This is a genomic window from Brevibacterium sp. K11IcPPYGO002, from assembly GCF_050920635.1.
GTDB lineage: Bacteria > Actinomycetota > Actinomycetes > Actinomycetales > Brevibacteriaceae > Brevibacterium.
On record NZ_CP131929.1, the window covers coordinates 205,756 to 221,921 of the forward strand.

16 protein-coding genes are annotated in these 16,166 nt (G+C 64.6%); 10 read left to right on the forward strand and 6 right to left on the reverse strand.

What is annotated here, in order from left to right; all coding sequences use genetic code 11:
• Window positions 1-90 precede the first annotated feature (90 nt).
• Entirely contained in the window at window positions 91-453 is a 363-nt protein-coding gene (locus QYM46_RS00950) for a hypothetical protein (RefSeq protein WP_432790356.1), read from the reverse strand.
• A 280-nt stretch (window positions 454-733) separates the two neighbouring features.
• Here QYM46_RS00950 and QYM46_RS00955 point away from each other — a divergent pair, with 280 nt between their 5' ends.
• From QYM46_RS00955 to QYM46_RS01000, 10 genes are all read left to right on the forward strand, one after another.
• The gene (locus QYM46_RS00955) at window positions 734-1,081 is read left to right on the forward strand and encodes a hypothetical protein (protein WP_139467812.1); all 348 of its coding nucleotides are present in this window, start codon (window positions 734-736) and stop codon (window positions 1,079-1,081) included.
• A 1-nt stretch (window position 1,082) separates the two neighbouring features.
• Window positions 1,083-2,531: a sodium:solute symporter family protein gene (locus QYM46_RS00960; protein WP_432790357.1), complete on the forward strand. Its 1,449-nt coding sequence runs from the start codon at window positions 1,083-1,085 to the stop codon at window positions 2,529-2,531.
• 136 nt (window positions 2,532-2,667) lie between these two features.
• Window positions 2,668-3,948: a CaiB/BaiF CoA transferase family protein gene (locus QYM46_RS00965; protein ID WP_432790358.1), complete on the forward strand. Its 1,281-nt coding sequence runs from the start codon at window positions 2,668-2,670 to the stop codon at window positions 3,946-3,948.
• A 48-nt stretch (window positions 3,949-3,996) separates the two neighbouring features.
• On the forward strand, window positions 3,997-4,545 hold the full coding sequence (locus QYM46_RS00970; protein WP_432790359.1) for a dihydrofolate reductase family protein: 549 nt from the start codon (window positions 3,997-3,999) through the stop codon (window positions 4,543-4,545).
• A gap of 168 nt (window positions 4,546-4,713) precedes the next feature.
• Window positions 4,714-5,661 (forward strand): hydroxymethylglutaryl-CoA lyase, encoded by a 948-nt coding sequence (locus tag QYM46_RS00975; RefSeq protein WP_432790360.1) that lies wholly within the window; start codon window positions 4,714-4,716, stop codon window positions 5,659-5,661.
• Between the two features lies 1 nt (window position 5,662).
• A complete protein-coding gene (locus tag QYM46_RS00980; protein WP_432790361.1) occupies window positions 5,663-6,889 on the forward strand; it encodes a CaiB/BaiF CoA transferase family protein in 1,227 nt (408 codons plus the stop codon).
• A 128-nt stretch (window positions 6,890-7,017) separates the two neighbouring features.
• Window positions 7,018-8,082: a Bug family tripartite tricarboxylate transporter substrate binding protein gene (locus tag QYM46_RS00985; protein ID WP_432790362.1), complete on the forward strand. Its 1,065-nt coding sequence runs from the start codon at window positions 7,018-7,020 to the stop codon at window positions 8,080-8,082.
• Window positions 8,079-8,711 (forward strand): tripartite tricarboxylate transporter TctB family protein, encoded by a 633-nt coding sequence (locus tag QYM46_RS00990; RefSeq protein WP_432790363.1) that lies wholly within the window; start codon window positions 8,079-8,081, stop codon window positions 8,709-8,711. Before QYM46_RS00985 ends, QYM46_RS00990 begins: the two co-directional genes overlap by 4 nt.
• A gap of 9 nt (window positions 8,712-8,720) precedes the next feature.
• The gene (locus tag QYM46_RS00995) at window positions 8,721-10,235 is read left to right on the forward strand and encodes a tripartite tricarboxylate transporter permease (protein WP_432790364.1); all 1,515 of its coding nucleotides are present in this window, start codon (window positions 8,721-8,723) and stop codon (window positions 10,233-10,235) included.
• Between the two features lie 9 nt (window positions 10,236-10,244).
• Complete coding sequence (locus QYM46_RS01000; protein ID WP_432790365.1) at window positions 10,245-10,943, forward strand: helix-turn-helix domain-containing protein; 699 nt, start codon at window positions 10,245-10,247, stop codon at window positions 10,941-10,943.
• A gap of 14 nt (window positions 10,944-10,957) precedes the next feature.
• Here the strand turns inward: QYM46_RS01000 and QYM46_RS01005 are convergent, their stop codons facing one another.
• From QYM46_RS01005 to QYM46_RS01025, 5 genes are all read right to left on the reverse strand, one after another.
• Window positions 10,958-11,632, reverse strand: a complete 675-nt coding sequence (locus tag QYM46_RS01005) for an SRPBCC family protein (RefSeq protein WP_432790366.1) — start codon at window positions 11,630-11,632, stop codon at window positions 10,958-10,960.
• Between the two features lie 257 nt (window positions 11,633-11,889).
• On the reverse strand, window positions 11,890-12,579 hold the full coding sequence (locus QYM46_RS01010) for a FadR/GntR family transcriptional regulator (protein WP_432790367.1): 690 nt from the start codon (window positions 12,577-12,579) through the stop codon (window positions 11,890-11,892).
• Between the two features lie 194 nt (window positions 12,580-12,773).
• On the reverse strand, window positions 12,774-13,493 hold the full coding sequence (locus tag QYM46_RS01015) for an HpcH/HpaI aldolase/citrate lyase family protein (protein WP_432790368.1): 720 nt from the start codon (window positions 13,491-13,493) through the stop codon (window positions 12,774-12,776).
• A gap of 130 nt (window positions 13,494-13,623) precedes the next feature.
• Window positions 13,624-14,997: an MmgE/PrpD family protein gene (locus QYM46_RS01020; RefSeq protein ID WP_432790369.1), complete on the reverse strand. Its 1,374-nt coding sequence runs from the start codon at window positions 14,995-14,997 to the stop codon at window positions 13,624-13,626.
• 14 nt (window positions 14,998-15,011) lie between these two features.
• A complete protein-coding gene (locus QYM46_RS01025; protein ID WP_432790370.1) occupies window positions 15,012-16,166 on the reverse strand; it encodes an acyl-CoA dehydrogenase family protein in 1,155 nt (384 codons plus the stop codon).

Sequence of the window (16,166 nt, forward strand, 5' to 3'; positions counted from 1 at the left end):
AATGCACGAAGCGGCGCACCGATGAATGGTGCGCCGCTTGCGTGTGGATTGGCGGCTCAGAGGCGACGCCAGATCGGGTGAGCGCCGAGATCAGCGGTTCTTGTCGAAGCCGCCCTGCTCGCCGCCGAAACCACCTTGACCCTGTTCCTGGCCGCCGTCGAAGCCGCCGCCGGGCTGGCCGCCCTGTTCGCGGTCGTTGTCTCCGCCGAAGCCACCGGGCTGCTGTCCCTGCTCCTGCTGGCCGCGATCATCGCCGCCGCCGAAGCCGCTGTCGTTCTGGCCGCCCTGAGTCTGCTGATCCTGGCCGCCGAAGTCAGCCTGCTGACCCGGCTGACCCTGGTGGCCGCCCTGGTCGCCGAAGCCGCTCTGGTGGCCTTCGGGGCCGCCTTGCTGCTGATTGCCGAAGTCGTTCTGCCCGCTGTCGTTGTTGCCTGCGAAATCGTTCGATTCCATGTTCAACTCCTCATTCGGTGACGAATCATCGCTGTCTGCGACTCGTCTGCCAGTCTTCGGCACCCAGAGCCTGGGTGACAACAGAGTTCAAGGAATGTTGCGCGAAGTTCACTCAAGCCGCAGCTGATGTTCAGCCAAGGCAGCTTTTCAATGCGACTTTGCTGTCAGCGGCATTTCGTCACCGTCCAGCACCGCTTGTGGAGAGAAGATGGACGTGGTCGTGACCATGGTGGTCGGACCGCCGGCCGAGCAGACCGGTCGAACGAGTGCGGGAGGCACAATGAGTACACCCGATTCCGATACACGACGGGTGACGAAAGGTCGCGTCACGGTCTGGGCGGTTCTCTGTCTCATTCCGGTGATCGCCGCCTTCGTCCTCCAATGGCTGCCGATTCTCAACGGCCCACATCTGTTTCTCGGGCTGCCGACCATCTTGTGGTGGACCTGTGTGCCCGGCAGCCTCCTCGTCACCGGCATCCTCCTGATCATCGAGAAGACCCGCCCCGATCTCGAACGGCAGGGCCACCTCGACGACCTTGCCCTCGAAGAAGCCGAGAGTCTCGAATCGGCCAAAGTCGGAGACCGACCGGAAGTGCAGGCACACCCCGACAACGGTCGGGAGGGCTGAGATGAGCACTATCGAGATCGTCACCCTCGGCGGAATCGTCCTCGTCGCAATTCTCGGGTTCATCGGACGCAAGAAGCCCAATGCCGACCTCTCCGAGTGGACCGTCGGCGGCCGACGCTTCGGCGTGGCCACCACCTGGCTGCTTCAGGCCGGCGAAACCTTCACCACCTTCACCTTCCTCGGTACCGCCGGGCTCGTGGTCTCGGGAGGCGCCGCCGCCTTCTACTCGATGCCCTACGTACCCCTCGGCTACCTGGTCCTCTACTTCATCGGCCCGAAGATCTGGCGCATGGCCAAAGCAAGCGGACACCTGACACAGGCCGACTTCCTCGAACACAGCTACTCCTCGCGCACCCTCGGAGTCATCGCCGGCATCTGCGGAGTCATCTTCCTGCTGCCCTACCTGCAGCTGCAGATCACCGGACTCGGCCTCATCGTCCAACTCGTCACCGGCAACCGAACGACGGGCGTGTGGTCAATGGTCATCGCCTTCATCCTCGTCGTCGCCTTCGTCCTGTGGTCGGGCCTGCGAGGCGTGGCCACGACCGCATACTTCAAAGACGCGCTCATGCTCGTCATGCTCTTCGTCGTATGCATCTCGATCCCCATACATTTCACCGGCGGATTCACGAACGTCTTCGACACCGTCGCTGCCACCATGCCCGACCTCCTGAGCGTCCACGGCACAGAGGAATACGGCATCCCCTGGTACATCTCGAACATGGCGATCAGCGCCATCGGCGTGGCCTTCGTGACTCTTCCGCACATGTGGCCGCCGATCCTCGCCGCCCGCAGCTCCGCGGTGCTGCGCCAGAACTACCTGTGGCTGCCGATCTACAACACCTTCATCGTCCTGCCGCTCATCGTCGGCTACGTGGCCGTCGTCATCCTCGGTCGGAACACCGACGCCGACTCGGCTCTGCTCCACCTGTCCGGACAGATGTTCCCCGATTGGGTGATCGGAGTCCTCGCCGTCGCCGGAATCACCACTGCGATGGTGCCCTCGGCCGCGCTGCTCATCGGTATCTCGACCCTGGCTTCACGCAATGTCTTCCGGATCAGATCCGAACGGCATCAGTTCACTGCGACTCAGATCATCGTCGTCGTCGCCACTGCCCTGTCGCTGCTGCTGGCCATCGTCATGCCCGACCTGCTGGCGAACCTCCTGCTGCTGACGTTCTCCGGCCTCGACCAGCTCGCTCCGGCGATCGCCGCGGCTCTCTTCTTCCGCGGTCGTCTCAGTGTTCGCTCGATCATCGCCGGTCTCGCGGCGGGACTGATCGTCGTCATCGCCTACACGTTCTGGCTGCCGTTGCCGTGGGCGATCAGCGAAGGCATCATCGGCCTCGGCGTCAACATCCTCGTCGTTGCGGTCTGCGAAGCCGTGCGTGCCGGGGTCGGTCGGTCGAAGGCTGAGATTCCGACCGAATCCTTCGGCCAACGCGCGTAGGTCACGCTGCGGAACAGCTGAGCACCGCCTCGGCGAGGTGGACCGTCCGACCGCCCGGACGGCGGATATCCGCGCCGATCGCGCCGACACCTGGCACCATGGGAGAACCGAACCACGCACAACTAGGAGCATCGTCATGAGCACGCACCGACTTCCCCTTTCCGGTGTGCGAGTCCTCGAACTCGGCAACTACATCGCCGCACCCACCGCCGGGCGGATGCTCGCGGACTTCGGCGCCGAGGTGATCAAGGTCGAACGCCCCGGCACCGGCGACGAACTGCGCAACTGGCGACTCAAGGCCGGGAGCACCTCGATGCTCTACCGCACGATCAACCGCAACAAGAAGTCCGTCGTCCTCGACCTGCGCAGTGACGAGGGCCGCGAGGCCGTGCTCGAACTCGTCCGCCGCAGCGACATCCTGCTCGAAAACTTCCGCCCGGGCACCCTCGAGAAGTGGGGACTCGGCCCAGACGTCCTCGAAGAGGCCAACCCCGACCTCGTATTCGTGCGGATCTCCGCGTTCGGCCAGACCGGACCGATGTCGTCCCGGCCCGGATTCGCCGCCGTCGCCGAAGGATATTCCGGCTTCCGCGAACTCGTCGGCGACCCCGACCGCCCACCGGTTCGTGTGGGCATCTCGATCGGGGATTCGATCGCCGGGATGCAGGCGGCGTTCGGTGCCGTGATGATGCTCTTCGACCGACAGCGGCAGAAGATCGCCGGAGCCGCCGAGGCGGTCGTCGGATCCGCGCACGGCTTCGAAGGCAAGGGCTCACTGTCGGAGCGGACCGTCGACGTCGCGCTCAACGAGGCGATGTTCTCCATGATGGAATCCCTTGTCCCCGACTACTCCGCGTTCGGCGAGGTCCGCACCCGCACCGGCGGTCGGATGGAGGGCATCGCGCCCTCGAACGGCTACCTCTGCGCCGGTGGGAAATCCGTGGTCATCGCCGGCAACGGGGACGGAATCTTCGGCCGACTGATGACGGCCATCGAGCGGCCCGACTTCGCCGAGGATGCCGACCTGCAGACGAATGCCGGCCGTTGGCAGCGGCGTGACGAACTCGACGAGGCCATCGGGGCATGGTGCGCGCAGCGTTCGGTCGAGGACGTCGTCGAGACCCTGGAAGACGTGGGCGTTCCGGCCGGGCCCATCTACACAGCCGAGGACCTCGTCGCTGACGGGCAGCTCAACGCCCGCGGAATGATCCAGAACCTCGACGTCTCCACCGGCGAAGAAGTGCTCGAAGACGTCGCCTTCCCCGGCATCACTCCTGTCATCGGCGGCGAATCGGTCCCCATCGATCACCTCGGGCCTGACCTCGGCGAGCACACCGACGAAGTGCTGTCATGGCTGGGGCTGGCACCGGAGCAGAATGCATCTCCGGACTTAGACCACGACAGCGGCGAGGACTGAACGCCGAAACCACTACCGTCGGAGACATCCCAGGTCTACTCTTGAGCCATGGGCGAGCTGAGGTACTCGATCAACGTCACCGTCGACGGCTGCTGCGATCATCGCGTGGGGGTCATCAGCGACGACTTCCACCGCCACCATGCGAACAATCTCAAGCGTGCCGACGGCCTGATCTTCGGCCGCATCACCTACCAGATGATGGAAGACGCCTGGCGTCGGCCCGAGGGTGACACGACCCCGGAGGCGGACCTCGACCCGTTCGTCGCGGCCATCGACCCGGCCCGCAAATTTGTCGTCTCGAGCACCTTGGAGCGCGTCGATTGGAACTCCGAACTCATCCGCGGCGATCTCGCCACCGCTGTCCGCGAACTCAAGGAGCAATCCGTGACGGGACTCGCGGTCGGGGGAGTGACGCTGCCGCTGGCTCTCGCCGAACTCGGCCTCATCGACGAGTTCGAGTTCGTCATCCATCCCTGCATCGCCGGCCACGGTCCCTACCTCTTCGCCGGACTGAGCGACGTCGTCGACCTCGAACTCGTCGATCGCAGTGAACTCGAAGCAGGTCACGCGATCCAGACATACCGGCCGAAGTCCTAGGCTTCCCGATAAACGGGACTGGACACAGGCGATTCTCATTGCCCTCTCACATGCCGAACAAACTCTGTTTCGCGCGCAGAGAGCCATGTATAACGAATGTGACGCCGCACACTGGAGCGCGGCGACGATTCGTTTCCCGCTATTCGGGAACATGTGTGAAGGAGTCCCATGGTCCGGCCAACAACCGTTGACATCCTCGACACCACTCTGCGCGACGGGCTGCAGATCGAAAAAGCGATCGTGCCCACCGATGCCAAGGTCGCCCTGGCCGAAAAGCTCATCGGCGCAGGCCTCAACCACATCGAGGTCGGCTCCTTCGTCAATCCGAAGAAGGTCCCGCAGATGGCCGACACCGACGAGCTGCTGCGCCGCCTGGCTCCGCACCAAGACAACGGAGTCGAGTTCTACACCCTCGTCTTCAACCTCAAGGGCGCCCAGCGGGCCGTCGACGCAGGCGCGAAGAACATCAAACTCGTCCTCTCGGCCTCCGAAGGGCACTCGAAAGCGAACTCCGACGCCTCCATCGCCGAGTCGTCCGACCGCCTCATGGACGCCGCCGACTTCGCCCGTGACCAGGGGCTTCGCTTCGACATCACGACAGCCGTGAGCTTCATCTGCCCCTTCGACGGCATCACCGAAGCTGACCACCTCGTCGAGGTCCTCCGCCCCTTCGTCGACGCCGGAGCACACGGAATCGGGGTGGCCGACACCATCGGCAACGCCAGCCCATCGCTGGTCCGCCGCAACACCTCGGCGGTCCTCGCCGCTTTCCCGGGCAAACCCGTCAACCTCCACCTCCACGACACCTACAACTTCGGCATGGCCAACGTCGCCGCCGCCCTCGACCTGGGGATTTCGAACTTCGACGCCGCGATGGGCGGACTCGGCGGCTGCCCCTTCGCCCCGGGTGCTGCCGGCAACATCGGCACCGACGACCTCGTCCACCTCCTCCACCGCGAAGGCGTGGCCACCGGCGTCGACGTCGAGGCGCTCACCGAGGTGCGCGACCCCCTCATCGCCGCCGTCGGCCACGACCTGACCTCGAGCCTGTCGGACATCCCCGCGACCCCCGCGGTCTTCGACGACCGGTTCGCGGCCGCCTCGGCGAGGGCGTGAGATGACCGACGACACCCCCGCCGCGAACCCTGCGGACTCAACCGCAGAACCGCTGCCGCTCGAAGGCATCCGCGTCATCGAGTTCTCCCACATGGTCATGGGGCCGAGCTGCGGGATGATCCTGGCCGACCTCGGCGCCGAGGTCATCAAGGTCGAACCCCGCGGAGCCGGCGACAAGACCCGCTACCTGCCCGGGTCCGGATCCGGGCTGTTCCCCGCGTTCAACCGCAACAAACACAGCGTCCAACTCGATATCGCCGAGGCGGCCGACCGTGACCGCGTCCTCGACCTCATCGACTCCGCCGATGTCCTGCTCGAGAACTTCCGCGTCGGAAAGATGGAATCGATCGGATTCGGATACGAGGAGCTGTCCGCCCGGAACCCCGGACTCATCTACTGCTCGCTCAAGGGGTTCCTGTCCGGCCCCTACGGGAACCGGGCCGCCCTCGACGAGGTCGTGCAGATGCTCGGCGGACTGGCCTATATGACCGGCCCGCCCGGGCAGCCGCTGCGCGCCGGCGCCAGCGTCAACGACATCATGGGCGGAATGTTCGGCGTCATCGGCATCCAGTCGGCACTGCGGGTGCGCGAGACCACGGGGCGCGGAAAACTCATCAATTCCGCACTGTTCGAGAACAACGCCTTCCTCGTCGGCACCCATATGGCGCAGTCCCAGATCAGCGGCGAACCACCGCGGCCGATGCCGACCCGGCAGGCCACGTGGGCCGTCTACGACATCTTCCGTGACTCGCACGACAACCAGGTCTTCGTCGCCGCCGTCTCCGACGGGCAGTGGCGTGACCTCTGCGACGAATTCGGGCTGATCGGACTCGCCGCCGATCCGGACATGCTGACCAACCAGGGGCGAGTCGACCAACGCGACCGCATCCACGCAGAACTCCAAGCCGCACTGTCCCAGCTGAGCCTGGCCGAGATCGAAGAGAAATGCACGCGCCGCGGCCTGCCCGTGGCCCCGGTCAACACCCCCGCAGACCTCACCTCCGATCCGCACCTCGTGGCCTCCGGAGCGCTCGCCCACACCGGGCTGCCGAGTGGGACCAGCGTCGAAGTGCCGCTGCTGCCGTTGACCTTCGACGGGTCTCGGCTGGGTCTGCGCAGCGCTGTGCCCGAACCCGGTCGTCACAACGGCCACTACCGGGACGGTCCGGCGGTGCCGACGGGTCCACCGGCCGACGGACCCCAGCCCGACGAGCACCGTCTGGACTGACAGCTCAGTCAGCGGAGCACCGGCTCCGGGCGGAGGAGTTCCGAACAGCTCGGCACCCATCCCGCAGGCATCAGACCCACCAGCACACCACCAAATATCGAGAACCGAACACACAAGGGGAACAGCTCATGCGATCAACGACGATCACACGGACACGGACAGCCGCCTCGGCGAAGACAGGACGGGCGAATACGCGCAAGCGCGCGGCGAAGATCGGGGCCGTGCTCGCCACGGTCGCCCTCGTCGCCACCGCCTGCGGGAACAAGGCGCAGCCTCCGGGCGAAGGCGGGGACTATCCGAAGGGGCCGGTCTCGGTCACCGCTCCGGCCGAACCCGGATCCGGCTGGGACACCACGGCCCGCGCTCTCGTCGAGGCGCTGCAGAAGGAAGACATCGTCTCCACTCCGCTGCCCGTGCAGAACAAGCCCGGCGGCACCGGCTGCTCCTGGCTGACGTCGATGATGCAGCAGGAGAAGGGCAAAGACGACCAGATCGCGATCACCTCCCTGGCCAGTCAGACGATGAAGGCGCGCAACCTGTGCAAGTTCGGCCCCGAGGACGCAACCCTCATCGCCACCCTCTACGTCGAGGACTTCATGGTCGTGACCCCGAAGGACGGGGACTTCAAGGACCTCGACGCCCTGGTCAAGGCCCTCAAGGACGACCCGCAGAAGGTCACCGTCGCGGCCGCCGGAGACGACACCCTGCCGTTCGCGCTGTTCGCGAAGGAAGCCGGCATCGACCCGGCCGACATCAACTTCGTCAACTACGACGGCGGCGGCGAACAGACCACGGCCATGCTCAACGGAGACGCGAAGGTCGCGATCGCTGGAATGAGCGAATTCCGTTCCGTCATCGAATCCGGCGACATCGAACCGCTCGTCACCTTCGCGCAGAAGCCGCTCGCCGCCCCCTTCGACGAGGTGCCCACCGCGAAGGACTCCGGCTACGACGTGACCTTGGGCAACTGGCGCGGAGTCTACGGACCCGCCGAAATGCCGCAGGAAGCCGTGGACTTCTGGGCCACAGCACTCGAGGACGTGAGCAAGTCCGACGCCTGGCAGGAGACGTTGAAGAACAACCAGTGGGCCACCGAATTCCACACCGGAGACGAAGCTCAGGCCTACGTCGACGACGCTGCGAAGACGGTGGAAGAAGGCGTGAAGGAAACCGACCTGGGCAACAGCAAATGACCGCTCACCGCACCGACCTCGTCACCGGCGGCGCCGTCGCCGTCATCGGCGCGGTCTACTACATCGCGACGTTCTCCATCCAGGAGACCGCGAACATCGTCACCCCGCGCACCTTCCCCGCCATCGTCGGCATCGGGCTCGTCGTGCTCGGCCTCTTCCTCGCCGGGCAGGCCGTCGTCCGGCACCGGAAGGACACCCTCGCCGAGGCGGGGCCCGGGTCCGCGGGGTCCGCTGAGGCGGGCACGGGGTCCGTGCCCGGCTCCGACGCGGGCGGCGGGAGCGCCTCGGTGAGCGGAGACACGGACCGAAGCGCCGCCTCGGCGGGGGAGTCGTCCCTGGAGACGGCAGGTACGGACGAAGCGGTCGGCGGGGTCGTTCTCGATGCTCCGCCGGAACCGCAGGTGCGCAAGGTCGTGTTCCAGTTCGCGCTCTTCTTCGTCTACCTGGCGATCCTCATCCCCGTCGGCTTCCTGCTGTCGACGGCGGCGTTCCTCATGGGGCTGACCAGCATCTACGCGCCGGAGAAGTGGATCCGCAATCTCATCTTCTCCGTCGTCTTCGCGGTCCTGGTCTACGCGGCGTTCGTCTTCGGACTCGCCGTGTACCTGCCTGTCGGGATTCTGGGCTAGGGGGCGGACATGGATACTCTCATCGATCTGGGCGGCGGCTTCGCCTCGGCGGTCGAGCCGGCCAGCCTCGCCTTCGCCCTCCTCGGCGTGCTGCTGGGCACCGTCGTCGGAGTACTGCCGGGAATCGGACCGATCTCCGCGATCGCGATCCTCATTCCGGTCTCCTTCGGCATGGAACCGGTCCACGGTCTCATTCTGCTGTGCGGAATCTACTACGGGTCGATGTACGGCGGCTCGATCACCGCAACTCTCATCAAAACCCCTGGTGAGGTTGCCAGTGCGGTGACCGCGATCGAAGGCTACGAGATGGCTCGCCGAGGTCGCGGCAAGGCGGCGCTGGCGACCGCGGCGATCGGGTCGTTCCTCGCCGGCACCCTGGCCATCATCGGGCTGACATTCCTCTCGCCCGTGCTCGTCAAACTCGCGAACGTCTTCGGCGCCACCGAATACTTCCTGCTCATGGCCACGGCCCTGCTGCTCGCGTCGACGATGTCGGCGGGTTCGCGGGCCAAGGCGCTCATCTCGATCTTCATCGGCCTGGCCGTCGGCCTCATCGGGCTGGACTTCCAGACCGGACTGCCCCGGCAGACCTTCGGCATCGATCTGCTCTCCGACGGGATCGACTTCACGATCTTCGCAATGGCGCTCTTCGCCATCCCCGAGGCGATCCGCAACCTCGCGCTCGGGCGCGGGGCCAAGGATGAGATCCAGGGCTTCGGCGAAGACAAGTGGATGACGAAGCAGGACTGGCAGCGGTCGGCCGGGCCGTGGGCCCGCGGTTCGGTGCTCGGTTTCATCATCGGCATCCTGCCCGGCGTCGGTCCCTCGCTGGCCTCGTTCATGTCCTACATCATGGAGAAGCGGCTCTCGAAGCGGAAGGACGAATTCGGTCACGGTGCCATCGAAGGCGTGGCCGGTCCCGAGGCGGCGAACAACGCCGGTGTGGGTGGCGCGATGATTCCGCTGTTCAGCCTCGGCATCCCGGGTTCGGCGACGACGGCGCTGCTGCTCTTCGTGTTCACGATGTACGGTCTGCAGCCCGGGCCGCTGATCTTCCGGGACGACACCGGTCTGATCTGGACGATCATCGCCAGCATGTACATCGGCAATATCGCGCTCATCATCCTCAACTTGCCGCTGGTCGGAGTGTTCGTCAAACTGCTGAAGATGCCGAAGGAGATCCTCTTCTCTGCGATCCTCGTGCTCGTGGTCATCGGTGCCTACGCCATCGAATTCAGCCTGTTCGGCCTGATGATGCTCGGCATCTTCGGAGTCATCGGCTACCTCATGGAGAAGGGCGGGATCCCCTTGGCCCCGGCGATCCTCGCACTTGTGCTCGTGCCGCTGCTCGAGGACAACTTCCGCCGCATGCTGCAGATCTCCGGCGGATCGTTCGCGCCCCTGGTCACCAGGCCGTTGTCGCTGTCGATCATCATCCTCATGGTGGCAGGGATCATCGGACCCATCATCGTCCGGTGGTGGGTGAGCCGCAGGAAGCTGCTCGCCGATGTGACGGTGTCGTGAGGAATGGGGATGAAGAGCTCTCAGCAGGCGCCGGCGGAGATCGGTGTCATCGACCGCAGTGCGGCCATCCTCGCCGTCCTCCAGGATTCGCCGATGACTGCCGCACAGGTGTGCCGCCGCCTCGGCTATTCGAAGTCGACGACGTACCGGCTGCTGAACGACTTGCGGGAGCACAATTTCATCGTCCGTGATTCGTCCGGGCTGCTGCGATTGGGGCCGTTCCCGGGTCGGCGCAATATCGCCACGACGAACTCGGTGCTCGACCATCTGCGGACGATGACCGGGGAATCCGTGCAGCTGTGGGTCCGCGTCGGTGAGGATCGGGTGTGCGTGCGCAATGTCGAAGCTGATCACGAGCTGCGTGTCTCTCGTGGCGTCGGAGCGGTGCTGCCGCTCGTCGACGGCGGCTCGGCGGCCCTGGCGCTGTGCGGGCCGGGGAATCCGGGGGAGTTCTACGCGACGAAGCAGGCACGGGTGGCCGGGACCGCCTCGGCGAGTGTGGCCTTCACCGTCGGTGCGATCGTGTTCGCCCTCTGCGTGTCCTACCCGCTGACCCGGGAACCGGACAACGTCGCCGGCGCTTATCGCACCCTGCTCAGCCGGGCCGCCGTTGAGCTGCGGGCGCTGCTCGACGGCAGTGAGGAGCTCGAAGTGCTGCGCGACATCGCCCGGTTGGCGCTGGGCGCGCGGAAGCAGGCGGGGGAGTAGGGCTCAGCCTCGTTTCACTCAGTCGGAGGCTGGCCGAGGTAGAAGCCGGTTGTCCTCTCGGCAGCGGCGCGCGCTTGATCGACCGGCGTTCCTGCGGCCGCCGACGCCTCGCCCCAGCGGGTGCTGGAGGCACGAACGAATTCCTGAGCCTGCACAGAGGTGACCCACTCGTTCTCGTCGGCGGGACGTCCCGTGCCGGCCACGAGATGGTTGGCGAGACCGAGGAGGGAGATGTCCCACCCGACCCCGGTGGCGCCCGGTCCGAACTGCACCCAGATATCGGCGTTCGCCTCACCCGTGTGCGAGTGCTCGAGGGTCAGACGTGCGCCGTCGTCTGCCTCGGCGGTGCGGACGGTGACATGGCTGATTCCTCCCGCGAATTCCCAGGTCAGCGAGTAGGACTCGGGCGGTTCGCAACTTTCGATCGAGCCCGAGGCATTGCCTTCGATCTGGTAGCGACCGCCGAGTTCGAGGTCACCGCTGACCGGGGCGAACCAGCGCTCGAGCCGGACCGGATCGGTGCAGGCCTCCCAGAGGTCGGCGACGGTGGTCGGGTAGGTCTGGCTCAGCGTCTGCACCGTGTGCTGGGTGTCGCCCTCGACGGTGATGTTGAGTCCGCGGTCGACGGCATCGGCCTGTGCAGCGAGGACCTGGTCTTCGGTGGGTCGACTGGGCTCGGCGGTGGTCATGAACGCTCCTCAGCGGTGGTCGGGTGCGTGTCGGATTCGTCTGCTGCAAGGCGGCGCTGTCGCTTTACTCGGGCGATCTCGGTTGAGAGTGCGTCGAGGTGCGGAGACCAGAGACGGCGGAACGGAATGGGCCACTCGTCGACGCTGCGCAGGGGTGTCGCTTCGAGTGAGTAGAGACTGGGGTTTCCAGGCGGCCCGTAGCCAGCAAGCACGCGGGGAGGGGGTTCTGGAGTAATTCTGCGCCCCCAACGACATGATCAGATTCCGCGGTTGCGATAGTACTCGGAGACGGAATCCAGATGCTGACGCATGAGCGACATCGCTGCCATGGAATCGCGTCGGACGATGGCTTCTAAGAGCACTGAGTGATCGTGGCTCACGCTCGCGCCGATGTTCGCGGCCGCATTCGCCTCACCGACGATGTTCTGTAGTGCGTTGAACAGAGGGATCGTCACCACCTCGAGCAACGGGTTGTGAGCCGCCTCGACGATTTGCTGGTGGAAGGTCGAATGACTGGAGAACGACGATTCTTCGCTGCGCAGGCTCGGATCCGAGTTCCGCAGCTTTTCCAGGTCATCGTCGGTTCGCCTCGAGGCGGCGTAGCCAGCCGCTGGAACTTCGGTGATATGCCGGATCTCCATGAGATCGTCGATCGATATCGAGTCGGATGACGCCAGGAGAGTGACGCCGACTTCCAACTGCGACCCCAAGTGCCCGACGGTCGGGATCGTGACGAACGTGCCGCCGTTGACGCCGCGAACGCTCTTGACCAGATGTTCGCTCGACAGGGTGCGAAGTGCTTCGCGAATGGTGCTCTGTCCGACAGCATAGGTCTCGCGCAGATCGGCATCTGAAGGCAGCCGAGATCCGGGAGCAAAGGTTCCGTCGAGGATGTTTCGACGGATCTTCTCAGCGACGACGGCGTAGGCGGTTTTCGACTCAACCATCTGAAATCCTGGCCGTCATTCGGTTGAGGCGGGCGCACTGGGGCATTCTGTCCACTCTCCTTGTCAGGCTCGTCGGATCGGTGGTTTGCAGCCGAAGACGATCGCCTGTGATGCCATGGTAGTGCGATACCCCTCCACAGAGCGGTTGGCTCGCGCAGATCCGTGTCGGATCGCAGTGCCGCCGGGTGCTCAGGTCACTGGGTCCTGGCGAGAACTCCTTCCGCCCTGCGGATGATGACTTCGTCGACGAGCTCGCCATCGAGGACGAACGCGCCTGCAGCTCGAGATTCGGCCTCAGAGACCACGGCAGCTGCCCAAGCCACCTCCGACTTGCTGGGGGCGAACTCGCTGCGAATAATTTCGATCTGTTTCGGGTGGATCGCCAGTTTGCCGTCCATTCCGTAAGCTGACGCTATTGCGGCGGCCCGTCGCAGCCCTGCATCGTCGGCCACAGTGGCATGTACCGAGTCGATGACGGGAATATGGTGAGCGCGGCCTGCGAAGAGGAGCGTCGCCCGGGCGTACGCGAGCAGGTCCTCGAACACACCAGCGGTCCCTGTTGTATCGCGCGCACCCAGATCCGATTGCAGGTCTGCCGTTCCCAAGGCCAAAGCGTTGACGTTGGGGTGAGCCGCGATGCGATCGGATTCAATGACCCCGCGAGCCGTCTCGACTAGAGCGACGACGCAGAAGTCAGCTAACCGAGAAAAGGGCTGATGCGATTCTGCCATCGGAACCATGACGGAATCGAAACCCAACTCTCGTGCGAGTTCGAGGTCTCGTTCGGCGTGAGCAGTAGACAGGCCGTTGATGCGCAGGCAGGCCCGTCTCGGTACGGACTCGGATCGCCGCAACAGGCGTCGGGCATTCTCCTTATCGGCTTCGCGAACTCCGTCTTCGAGGTCGATGACCATCTGGTCGCTGACTGCTGCGGCTTTCTCGAAGCGCTCTGGTCGGTCGGCCGGGACGAACAGCCATCCGGGACCCAACACGTCTGTTTCCGGCGGGTTCGTGGCGGTGACGCTCCCCGGTCCGCTGTCGTCGTCAACCACAGAAGTCTCCGATGACAGCGGCTGCTGGCCGGTCGACAGGAGCATCTGTCACAGTTGCCGCGATCTCTGCTGCTCGTACCGAGCCGACGACTGGTGAAGCGCAGGCGGAGAACTTCTCGGCCACTTCGGCGTTGGTCAACGGGCGGGATTCGTGACCGCGATTGACCTGCTCTGCTTCGTGGAAGATGGTGCCGTTGTCGAGCGCAATGGCCAGGTCTCCGGAGAACGCTTTCGGGTAGAGACTCGCTGGGTCGTGTTCGACGTTCATCCGTGCAGCGACATTGAGAACAGACTCGTCCGCGCGAGCAGTCTCGTCGAGTTCCGAGAACGTAATCTGCCCATGCCGCAGAGCGGCAGCCGTGAGATAGGGCAGGCTGAATTTGGCATCGTACTCGCTGCGAGGTCGCAGCTTGTCCGCAGCCGGTTCGCAGACCACCGCGCCGGGTACGTCGTGGATCTTCGCCGAGATCGACTCGATTCGGTCGAAGTCGAAGTTAGGTTCCTGCCGGAGGCGCAGCGCAATATCGATGAACGAATGGGTGAAGTGGCACGTGGGGAACGGTTTGACCGCAACATTCGCCACTTCCCAGATCTCCCCGAGGTTCTCGAACGCCTCGAGCCCGGGTGATTCTTCGTCCTGGATGTGAGTGCGATACAGCCCGAACCGGCCTTCGTAGATTTCCGTCGGACCCGAGTACCCGGCACCTGCGAGCGAGACGGCATGGAGTCCTGCGTTGGCGGCCCACCCCGGGTGCAGCCGTTTCGTCGGGGCGCCCTCATCGAGAAACTGGAGGAGGCCCGAGGAGAACGAACCGACGATGCCTTGAGCGTCGACCAGTTTCTCGACTTGAAGTCCGCGCAGGACTCCGACACCGACAGCCGATCCGAACGCCCCGAGGATACCCGTGGGGTGGAACCCTTTGTCGTGGAACCGTCCGTCGACGGCCATGCCCAGACGGGCGTTCACCTCGATCGCGAGGATGTAGCTGAGTAGGAGGTCGCCGAAGCTGATCGATTCGTCGGCGGCGCTCGCGCTGATGACTGCGGCAAGGGAGGAGGCGCTGACGTGCGATACGGCCGCTATGTGCGTGTCATCGAAGTCGTGGCCGTGGATCATCAGGCCGTTGGCGATCGCCGCTCCGGTCTTGGAAAGTGTGGTCGAGCTGCCGATGACCGGAGTCTGACCAGGGTCGAGCTCTGCGAGTCCGGCGATGGTGACTGCCGCGAAATCCTGATTGCTGGCGGCAAGAGCGACCCCGACCGAGTCGAGCAGAAGATGGCGGGCACGAGACTGCACTTCTGCGGGGATGTCCTCAAGCCGGATCGATGCGACTGAAGAGGCGATGGATTCTGAGATGCTGGTCATGAGATCTCCTGAGATCAGATCGCGGTACGGCCGGAGAAGATCGACTTGGCGATCACGGTATTGAGGATGTCGTTCGTGCCTTCGCCGATGCTCATCAGGGGAGCGTCGCGGTACAGCCGTTCGATTTCGTACTCGTTCGAGTAGCCGTAGCCGCCATGGATGGACATTGCCTCGATTGCGGATTCGAGGGCGACTTCTGAACAGAAGACTTTTGCCATGCCGGTCTCTCCGTCGGCTCGACCTTTGAGCAGCGACTGAGCCGACCAATACATCAGTTGGCGTGCCGCCTGCACCCGTGTTGCCATCCGACCGACGCGCAGTTGGATCGCTTGGAACTGAGAGATCGGTTGGCCGAAAGATTCTCGTTCTTGGGCATAGGCAACTGATTCTTCGAGTGCCCTCTGCGCAATGCCGACGGACCGGCCGGCGATATTCACTCGTCCCCATTGAAGAGCAGAAAGCACTTGCTGCATGCCTCGGCCCTCGACTCCGCCGAGCAGGGCATCGGCGCTGACTTTGCAGTTGTCGAAAACGATCTCACAACTCTCGGGGCCCTTGTAACCGAGCTTCGGGATGTCTTTGGTGACTTCGAAGCCCGGTGTGTCAGCGCTGACCAAGAGGATACTCATGCCCCTGTGAGCCGGCGTTGTTGAGGTATCGGTCTTCACGAGAACCGGCAACGGATCGGCATGCCTGGCATTCGTGATCCACATCTTGGCCCCGCTGATGACGTATTTGTCACCGATCTTCTTCGCCGTCGTCTTGATGCCCTGGAGGTCGGTCCCTGCATCGGGCTCGGTCAGGGCGAGGGCCGTGCGGCGCTCTCCCGAAGCGAGAGCGGAGAGGTGCTTCGACTTCTGTTCGTCTGTGCCGTGTTCGGCGATCATCTTCGCTGCCATCGTGTGGCTGCCGAGGACCCCAGCGATGCCCATCCATCCGCGGGCAAGCTCCTCGAAGACGATTCCGAACGAAACGGGATCGATGCCCAGGCCGTCGTGCTCCTCGGGGATGGTCAGGCCGAACAGCCCCATCTCTTTGAGTTTGTCGATGATTTTGGCCGGATATTCGCCTGCTGCTTCCATCTCTCGCGCGACAGGGATGATCTCCTTGTCGACGAAAGTCCGCAGCGATGTCTTGAAATCGTTCTGCTCTTCGCTGAGTTCGAACAT

Excerpts from the sequence above, each read along its gene's own strand:
- QYM46_RS01020 (WP_432790369.1), bottom strand. The coding sequence starts at position 14,997 with ATGACCAGCATCTCAGAATCCATCGCCTCTTCAGTCGCATCGATCCGG.
- QYM46_RS00995 (WP_432790364.1), top strand. The coding sequence starts at position 8,721 with ATGGATACTCTCATCGATCTGGGCGGCGGCTTCGCCTCGGCGGTCGAG.
- QYM46_RS00950 (WP_432790356.1), bottom strand. The coding sequence starts at position 453 with ATGGAATCGAACGATTTCGCAGGCAACAACGACAGCGGGCAGAACGAC.
- QYM46_RS01000 (WP_432790365.1), top strand. The coding sequence starts at position 10,245 with ATGAAGAGCTCTCAGCAGGCGCCGGCGGAGATCGGTGTCATCGACCGC.
- QYM46_RS00955 (WP_139467812.1), top strand. The coding sequence starts at position 734 with ATGAGTACACCCGATTCCGATACACGACGGGTGACGAAAGGTCGCGTC.
- QYM46_RS00975 (WP_432790360.1), top strand. The coding sequence starts at position 4,714 with ATGGTCCGGCCAACAACCGTTGACATCCTCGACACCACTCTGCGCGAC.
- QYM46_RS00960 (WP_432790357.1), top strand. The coding sequence starts at position 1,083 with ATGAGCACTATCGAGATCGTCACCCTCGGCGGAATCGTCCTCGTCGCA.
- QYM46_RS01010 (WP_432790367.1), bottom strand. The coding sequence starts at position 12,579 with ATGGTTGAGTCGAAAACCGCCTACGCCGTCGTCGCTGAGAAGATCCGT.
- QYM46_RS01005 (WP_432790366.1), bottom strand. The coding sequence starts at position 11,632 with ATGACCACCGCCGAGCCCAGTCGACCCACCGAAGACCAGGTCCTCGCT.
- QYM46_RS00980 (WP_432790361.1), top strand. The coding sequence starts at position 5,663 with ATGACCGACGACACCCCCGCCGCGAACCCTGCGGACTCAACCGCAGAA.
- QYM46_RS00985 (WP_432790362.1), top strand. The coding sequence starts at position 7,018 with ATGCGATCAACGACGATCACACGGACACGGACAGCCGCCTCGGCGAAG.
- QYM46_RS00965 (WP_432790358.1), top strand. The coding sequence starts at position 2,668 with ATGAGCACGCACCGACTTCCCCTTTCCGGTGTGCGAGTCCTCGAACTC.
- QYM46_RS00990 (WP_432790363.1), top strand. The coding sequence starts at position 8,079 with ATGACCGCTCACCGCACCGACCTCGTCACCGGCGGCGCCGTCGCCGTC.
- QYM46_RS00970 (WP_432790359.1), top strand. The coding sequence starts at position 3,997 with ATGGGCGAGCTGAGGTACTCGATCAACGTCACCGTCGACGGCTGCTGC.
- QYM46_RS01015 (WP_432790368.1), bottom strand. The coding sequence starts at position 13,493 with ATGGTCATCGACCTCGAAGACGGAGTTCGCGAAGCCGATAAGGAGAAT.
- QYM46_RS01025 (WP_432790370.1), bottom strand. The coding sequence starts at position 16,166 with ATGTTCGAACTCAGCGAAGAGCAGAACGATTTCAAGACATCGCTGCGG.